This is a genomic window from Rivularia sp. UHCC 0363, from assembly GCF_034931125.1.
Classification (GTDB): Bacteria; Cyanobacteriota; Cyanobacteriia; order Cyanobacteriales; family Nostocaceae; genus Rivularia.
On the sequence record NZ_JAYGHM010000010.1, the window covers coordinates 141,117 to 148,478 of the forward strand.

General features: G+C 34.7%; 8 protein-coding genes. All 8 read right to left on the reverse strand.

All coding sequences use genetic code 11. The features are described 5' to 3' along the window. Nucleotides 1-4: 4 nt before the first annotated feature. The 8 genes from VB797_RS08445 to VB797_RS08480 all read right to left on the reverse strand — a co-directional run bounded on the left by VB797_RS08445 (nt 5) and on the right by VB797_RS08480 (nt 7,150). Nucleotides 5-1,213, reverse strand: coding sequence for a methyltransferase domain-containing protein (locus tag VB797_RS08445; protein WP_323237227.1), 1,209 nt, complete (start codon nt 1,211-1,213; stop codon nt 5-7). Continuing rightward, nucleotides 1,210-2,505 carry an ABC transporter ATP-binding protein gene (locus tag VB797_RS08450; RefSeq protein WP_323237228.1) on the reverse strand — a complete coding sequence of 432 codons (1,296 nt, stop codon included), beginning with the start codon at nt 2,503-2,505 and terminating at the stop codon, nt 1,210-1,212. Before VB797_RS08450 ends, VB797_RS08445 begins: the two co-directional genes overlap by 4 nt. A 164-nt stretch (nt 2,506-2,669) precedes the next feature. Beyond that, entirely contained in the window at nt 2,670-3,137 is a 468-nt protein-coding gene (locus VB797_RS08455; RefSeq protein WP_323237229.1) for a type II toxin-antitoxin system VapC family toxin, read from the reverse strand. Further along, entirely contained in the window at nt 3,134-3,511 is a 378-nt protein-coding gene (locus tag VB797_RS08460) for a hypothetical protein (RefSeq protein ID WP_323237230.1), read from the reverse strand. The genes VB797_RS08455 and VB797_RS08460 overlap by 4 nt, the downstream gene beginning before the upstream one ends. Nucleotides 3,512-3,641: 130 nt before the next feature. Further along, nucleotides 3,642-3,872: an AbrB/MazE/SpoVT family DNA-binding domain-containing protein gene (locus VB797_RS08465; RefSeq protein ID WP_323237231.1), complete on the reverse strand. Its 231-nt coding sequence runs from the start codon at nt 3,870-3,872 to the stop codon at nt 3,642-3,644. A 38-nt stretch (nt 3,873-3,910) separates the two neighbouring features. Then, the gene (locus VB797_RS08470; protein ID WP_323237232.1) at nt 3,911-5,011 is read right to left on the reverse strand and encodes a glycosyltransferase family 1 protein; all 1,101 of its coding nucleotides are present in this window, start codon (nt 5,009-5,011) and stop codon (nt 3,911-3,913) included. Then, the gene (locus VB797_RS08475) at nt 5,011-6,168 is read right to left on the reverse strand and encodes a glycosyltransferase family 1 protein (protein ID WP_323237233.1); all 1,158 of its coding nucleotides are present in this window, start codon (nt 6,166-6,168) and stop codon (nt 5,011-5,013) included. Before VB797_RS08475 ends, VB797_RS08470 begins: the two co-directional genes overlap by 1 nt. A gap of 13 nt (nt 6,169-6,181) precedes the next feature. Further along, complete coding sequence (locus VB797_RS08480; protein WP_323237234.1) at nt 6,182-7,150, reverse strand: GDP-mannose 4,6-dehydratase; 969 nt, start codon at nt 7,148-7,150, stop codon at nt 6,182-6,184. Between the last annotated feature and the right edge of the window lie 212 nt (nt 7,151-7,362).

The following is a 7,362-nucleotide window of genomic DNA, read 5'->3' on the forward strand; positions in this document are numbered from 1 at the left end:
ATCCTTAACTAAAGTCTTGATTATTTCTCCAGCGAGCAAAATTCTTGATTTGAAACCAAGTCTGACGTATTTTCCAAAATTTGCTGGTTTCCATTGCTTTGATAATTTGCTGACAATGTTCCCATGCTGAGTGCGCTTGTTGTAGTTTAATTTGACTGTCTTCCCATTGTTGCTGTATCTGTTGTAATTGCGTTTGTTCTTGTTTTAATTGATTTTGGGTTTCTTCAAGTTGTATTTGATTTTTCTGAAGTTGATTTTGTGCTTCTTTAAACTCAACTTCAGTTTGTTCTAACTGAGTGTGTACTTCTTGGAGTTGCGCTTGTGTTTGCTCTAATTGAGTTTGCGATCGCGAAATTTCAGTATGTTCAATTTGAAGCTGATTTTTTGATTCTTGTAATTCTATCTGTAGATTATCTAACTGACTTTCGGATTGATGCAATTGTTCAGCAACTTGTAAATACTGTTTATGTAAAGCTGCATATTTACTTTCTAATGAAATCGGATAAGCTCGGACAACGAATTGTAATGTATCTGCATCTCGATCTTGTTCGATTTCATGAGTAATATTTCGGTCAAATTGTTTTTTTTCAATATCAGGAATTAAATTTGAATGAGAATATATAGGTAATTTAGTTCGCTCTATTACATCTATTTGATATCCCGAATCTTCAAATAATTGTTCAACCGTTTTATTCGTAAAAAATCGCAGATGAGTATTATCTAAAATACCTAATGTCTGATATTCAAACTTTCCTTGTAATAAAGCAAGTCGAATTGCTCCATGAGCAATGTTGGGAATAGAAGCAATGACATATCCTTGAGGTTTTAATAATTTGCGAGTTTCTTTTAATACCTGCCAAGGATTGCGGAGATGTTCTAAAACATCACCAAATACAGCTACATCAAATTTCTTTTTCAATAGTTTTTCGGAGAAAATATCATTTAAGGATACAAAATCCAAATCCGCAACAATAACCTGCTCGCAATACCTTTGAGCAACTTTTGCAGCTTTAGAGTTTATTTCCACTCCAATAACTTCACAACCTCTATCGCTAAGTAAACGAGCAAAATAACCTGTAGCACAGCCAAAATCGATTACCCGCTTGTTTTCTCCGATCAAGGACAACATTTTTTTTAAGCTGCTATTATCATCTAAATCTGCTTCTGACAGGTTTGCTAATAGAGGATAATCTTTTTCGCGATCGCTATTCATACCCCACCTGCTTTTGTTGGTTTTTGCTGTAATACACTTACACCGATCGGTGTATCGACTAAAGCGTGAATTCGCTTCCCCGTATCTGGTGGTAATACCTGAAAAACTATCGCGTTATCAATCCAATCAAAGGTCATTGCTGTATAGTTTTCGGCACCAGCTATTGTCAAACTATAGGAACTAGGACGCAACGGCAATTTAAATGTGAATTCAACTTGCAATTTAGTTCCTGATGATAATTTATTAATTGGTTGATTCTCTTCAATCGTATTACTCCCAATCAGTTCATTACCGTTTTTATCACATACGAAAAAGCCAATTATACAACCCTGTAACTGTTGATAAACTTGTACTTCTATAAGTAACTTAACTTGTTCGTTGAATCCAAAAATCGGACTTTTCTCTGCTTCCTCCCCGCAATTATTAAATAACATTACATTTTCAATTAATGCTTTTCGACTTCCTCGACGAGTTGACTGAATTGCGATCGTAGAAGGTTCGCTTGAAGTTTGACATACATTATCATCAACTTTATCCGGAGTAACCAATCCCAATTCAGTTTCTGTCACCAACTTCATGTATTTGATAATGACATCATTGGGAGTACCTTTCTCGTAAATTTTCCCAGCATCAATCATTACTGCTGAATTGCATAACGTTTTAATTGCACCGGAATCATGGGAAACAAATAAGGTAGTTACACCACTATCCATCATGCTTCGCATTCGACGCATACAGCGATGTTGAAATACAATATCTCCCACAGCTAATGCTTCATCTACAATCAAAATTTCCGGTTCAACATTCACCGCTACTGCAAAAGCCAAGCGAACAAACATTCCACTAGAATAAGTTTTTACGGGCTGTTTGATAAAATCTCCGATATCCGCAAAAGCGGCAATTTCATCAAATTTGTCTTCTATTTCCTGTTGAGTTAACCCCAACAATCTGGCGTTGAAAAATACATTTTGCCTACCCGTAAACTCTGGATTAAAACCACTCCCAAGTTCTAAAAGTGCCGATACCCTACCCCTGACAACTACCTCTCCCGTGGTTGGTGTTAAAGTACCTGCAATAATCTGTAATAGCGTACTTTTACCGGAACCATTACGTCCAACAATCCCTACTGTTTGTCCTTTTTCTATCTCTAAATTAACATCTTGGAGCGCCCAAAATTGCGAGGTTCTACTCTTACCAGGTAATAAAATTTCCTTTAATTTATCTACTGGATGAGCATACCTTTGGAAGCACTTTGAGACATTTTTTAAAGAGATTGCGATGTCTTCATTCATACATAATGAAGGCTGTTAATTATAAAAACCGGCACGTTATTGAAGCTTATTAAATGCTACTGTAATGCCACTTTTCTATTGATTCCAGTTGATTGTAGATAGTTTTATTTTGTTTGAGTTGCCAATTTGCCGAATTGTTTAGGCTGCTTTTCAGCTTAAATAACTTATAACTGAATATTTATCCAAATATTAGCTTCGCTAAAGCGGCTTAAATGCTTGACGTTTGTAGTTGCTATTACAATATAACGACCTGGAAATTCTTTTTGCAGTTCTTGCCAATGACTACAGATGATTATATCAATATCAAGGCTTTTATTATCTGCTGTTGGTATACCTTGACTGCGAGCCGATGCCCAAAGTACAGATGCTTTTCTCAATAGTTTTGATGTGATTGGCAAAAAAGAAATAATTTCTTGAAGCCGATCTAAATTTGGAATGCTATTTAAATTGGGTTTTTTATGAGATTCTAATATCAAACTTCTTCTAACTTCAAAATCACAGATTTCAGAAGAACAAACATACACACCTTGGGAAAGTAACCTGTAAAGCCATTCTTGACAACCAATAACTTCATCATTTTTATTTGGATTAGCAAGAATTCCTAATACTCCTGAATCAATAAAAACTATCATGATTCTGAATATAATTTTTGTCCATCTGGACGTTGAGAATCTATTGTTTGTTTAAAACTTTCAAATAGTTCTTGTCTTGCTACAGATTCGGATTCAGGAATATTTTGATAATGTTCTATTTGCTCTCTTAAAATTTCTATGGCTCTTTGATTTTTCTGTAGTTGCTTATCTTTATCCCATGCTGATACATTTTTATCTAGTTCTAAAATTTTTTTCAGAGTCTCAGCATCCGATGATTCAAGATTAATCGGGTTAGGGTATCCTTCTAAAATTAACTGGTAATTGCTATCAGTAATATTACTAACTGGTAGCAGAGCAATAAACCTAGCTATATTTAATATTTTTCCGCTAGGCAATTCTATTGATGTGTTCATTTACAATATTTATATAGCAGTTATATATTAATTTTACCATTTTCAATACCAAGTGTTTGCAGTCAGAACCGAAGCGTAGTTTTTTATAGTGAAAATATTAATTTTTAGTATTATGCAATATATAAATTTTTCATCCATCTTGTCTAGTAAGCCCCATAATTTCTTCTGTTGTCATTTTTACAGTTGCTTTACCTTGCATCACAGTAATTAAGTTTTTCCCAGGATTAGTTTCAATCGTTACTTTTTTCAGATACAAAGCGTCTCCGACAACCTCAAATACCACATCTGTATTTGGTACAAAGCCTAATTTTTCTCGGATGTGTACGGGAATAGTAACCTGTCCTTTGGATGTAATCTTCATTTTTAGGGATGTAAGTAAGAATATTCTTAATTTTATTCTTACATAAACCGCGATAAAACTTCTACTGTTGCGTTCCCCGTTTTTTCCCAACTAAATTTTTTAGCTCTTTCTATTCCTAATTGAGATAAACTATTTCGCAATTTCTCATCAGTAGCTATTAACCGCATTGCTTCAGTAATTTCTTTAATTTCATAAGGATTAACTAAAATTGCTGCATCTCCAGCAACTTCCGGTAAAGAGGAAATATTAGAAGTAATAACAGGAGTTCCGCAAGCCATTGCTTCTAACACCGGGAATCCAAAACCTTCCCATAAACTAGGAAATACTAATGCTATTGCTTGAAAAATAATTTTAGGTAGTTCGCTGTAAGGAACGTAATTAATAAATTTGACTTGCTCATCAATACCTAACTCTTTTATTTGTGCTTTTAATAAAGGTGTATATCGCTTATCATTAGGTCCTGCTAACCATAATTCATAGTCAAAATTGCTTGGTAATTCAGCAAATGCCGAAATTATTCTATGTAAGTTTTTGTAAGGATCTTGTCTTCCTAAATAAATAAAATAAGGCTTTTTCCCTTCTTTTTTACTGTTAGCTAAAGGTCGAAAATGACGAGCATCATGAGCTAAGAGAATAGGAGTAATCTTACTGTAGGGAATATTATAAAAATTATGAATATCTTTCGCTGTAGCTTCAGAATTACAAATAATATGTTCTGCTTTGTAGAGTATTTGAGGAACGTAGTAACGGTGATAGTATGTTAGCGGTGAGAGTTTGGGGAAACGTAGAGGAATTGCATCGTGAAAAGTGACGATGTAGCGACAGTTAGTATTAAGCGGTGCTTCAGGAATTGGGGAAAACAGCAGTTTTGATTCGAGTTGTTTATATATTTTTGGTAGTTGAAATTGCGTCCAAATTAAACGATTAAAATGCCCTTTTGTACCTTGTGCAGGAGTTAGATTATTTGGTACTGGGTAACAGTCAAATTCGGGATATATTTGAGAAGTGAGGAGGGTTGGTTGAAGAGATTTTAAATAGGGAAAAAGATTTAAAGCATAGTTGCTTATCCCTGTAGGTTGAGAAAAAAGGATAGATAAATTAATTATTAGGTTACTAGATTGTGAAGTATTTACATTCATTAAACAATACTTCTATAAGCTTTTAAAGTTTCTATTGCCGTTCTTTCCCAAGAAAATATTTTAGCTCTTTCCTTACCTTTATTAATAAATTCTTGACGTAATTGGGAATCACTAATAAATTTTAAAATAGCTTCTGCAAGCTGCATCGGCTCATCGGGGTTAATTAACAAAGCTGCATCTCCTGCAACTTCTGGTAAAGAGGAAGTATTAGAAGTCACCACTGGAGTACCCAAAGTCATTGCTTCTAGTACCGGAAGACCGAATCCTTCGTAATGTGAAGGGTAAACAAATACATCTGCTTTTGCGTAAAATAACGCTACTAACTCATCTGATAAATAATCAAGGTGATAAATTTGTTTTTTATAAGCAGAGTTTTCAATAGCTGTAAATATTGATTCATAATGCCATCCTTTTTGACCAATTAATACTAAATTATGGGGAATTTTATATTTTTGTTTTAAATAATTAAAAGCCGAAATTATTGCTGCAATATTTTTACGAGGTTCAATTGTACTGACAAATAATAAATAAGGTTGAGAGAAATCATATTTAACTTTATTAGTTAATTCCTCACTTCCAGACAATAAAAAATTATCATGATAGCGACTAGCTAAAGGTGTCACAAAAATTTTATTGGAATCTACTTGCAAATATTCAATAATATCTTGCTTACTACTTTCAGAAATTGTTAAAACTATATCAGTCCACTGTAAACACCGCTTCACCTTTTCAGTATATGTTTCAACAACTGAGTTGGTATACTGAGGATACTTAATAAAAGTTAAGTCATATAAATTGATAGCTTTATAACTTTTGTTGCAGGGATAAACCGAGTAATTAGTACCGTGAATTAAATTAGGATAGCCAAAATATTTTTCAAAATAGGATGTAACTGGATTAACATTACTAGATAATAAAAAATTAGAAATTCTCACAGGTAAAGGAAAAAAATGTAAGTCAGAATATCTCTGCAAACAATCGGGAAAACTCCAATCTCCACGCAACCATTTTTTTAATCCAGGTTGAAAAGCTATCCCCAATTGAAAATTTTCCCGTGCTTGTAAACTATCTAAAGCACGGATTAAATTAGCAACATAAAAGCCAACTCCACTCGGTTTGGGAGCAATAGGAGTAGCGTCAATGACAACTTTAAACATATAAACTGTAACCTCACATGGAGCTGTCAGTTAATTTCTTCAAATCGTAATCAACCATTGACTCAACCAATTGTGCAAACGAGTATTCCGGTTCCCAACCCAATTGAGTTTTCATTTTATCAATAGAACCAACTAACTGCACGGGTTCATCTGGTCGGTAAAATTCCGGATCTACAGAAACATAATCTTGCCAATTTAAACCTATAGAACTAAAAGCACATTCTACAAGTTCCTTAACAGAATGAGTTTCACCACTAGCGATAATGTAATCATCCGGAGTATCTTGCTGTAACATTAACCACATAGCAGTCACCGCGTCTTTAGCAAAACACCAGTCTCTACGGGCTTCGAGATTACCTAACTTTAACTCCTTTGCAAGTCCGAGTTTAATCTTAGCAGCAGTGTTTGTAATTTTACGAAATACAAATTCCGTACCTCTACGGGGAGATTCGTGAGTATAAGTGATACCGCAACAAGTGTAAAGATTGTAATGTTGGCGATAATTAACACTCATCCAGTGTGCGTATGCTTTGGCGACACCGTAGGGATTGCGCGGACGGAAAGCAGTACGTTCCGTTTGTGGAGACTCATCTGGTTGTCCAAACACTTCACTACTCGAAGCTTGGTAAAACCTCGCATCCGGTTGACAGCGACGGATAGACTCTAGCAAACGCGATACACCAAGGGCAGTATATTCCGCAGTTAATGCAGGTTGCGTCCAAGATAAAGGGACATAACTTTGAGAAGCAAGGTTGTAAATTTCATCCGGTTGAGTGTCGCTAATCACATCCATCAGCGAGGACTGGTCTAATAAGTCACCGGAGACAATTTCCACATTTCCAGCGAGATGGCTGATACGTTCTAGATTACTGGTACTAGTACGACGGACTAAACCGTATACTTGGTAGCCTTTTGCTACTAATAGTTCCGCTAGGTAGGAACCGTCTTGTCCGGTGAGTCCGGTGATTAGGGCTTTTTTCATTGCGGACATTTAACTATTTACATCAACTAAACGTTTTATCATATATCTGTTTTGATGATTTTGAAAACCACGGTGTTGCTTTTGAAGCGTCTGAAAAATGAAATAATAATATATTGTAATTAATACGTATTGTCTACTTAACTTTTTAAGTTAGACGTGAATATGAATAAATAAAATATGTTTGCTTTTATAAAAACGATATAAAAGACTAT

Bases quoted from the DNA above. Each gene is read 5' to 3' on its own strand.
- VB797_RS08445 (WP_323237227.1), bottom strand. From the start codon at position 1,213: ATGAATAGCGATCGCGAAAAAGATTATCCTCTATTAGCAAACCTGTCA.
- VB797_RS08450 (WP_323237228.1), bottom strand. From the start codon at position 2,505: ATGAATGAAGACATCGCAATCTCTTTAAAAAATGTCTCAAAGTGCTTC.
- VB797_RS08455 (WP_323237229.1), bottom strand. From the start codon at position 3,137: ATGATAGTTTTTATTGATTCAGGAGTATTAGGAATTCTTGCTAATCCA.
- VB797_RS08460 (WP_323237230.1), bottom strand. From the start codon at position 3,511: ATGAACACATCAATAGAATTGCCTAGCGGAAAAATATTAAATATAGCT.
- VB797_RS08465 (WP_323237231.1), bottom strand. From the start codon at position 3,872: ATGAAGATTACATCCAAAGGACAGGTTACTATTCCCGTACACATCCGA.
- VB797_RS08470 (WP_323237232.1), bottom strand. From the start codon at position 5,011: ATGAATGTAAATACTTCACAATCTAGTAACCTAATAATTAATTTATCT.
- VB797_RS08475 (WP_323237233.1), bottom strand. From the start codon at position 6,168: ATGTTTAAAGTTGTCATTGACGCTACTCCTATTGCTCCCAAACCGAGT.
- VB797_RS08480 (WP_323237234.1), bottom strand. From the start codon at position 7,150: ATGAAAAAAGCCCTAATCACCGGACTCACCGGACAAGACGGTTCCTAC.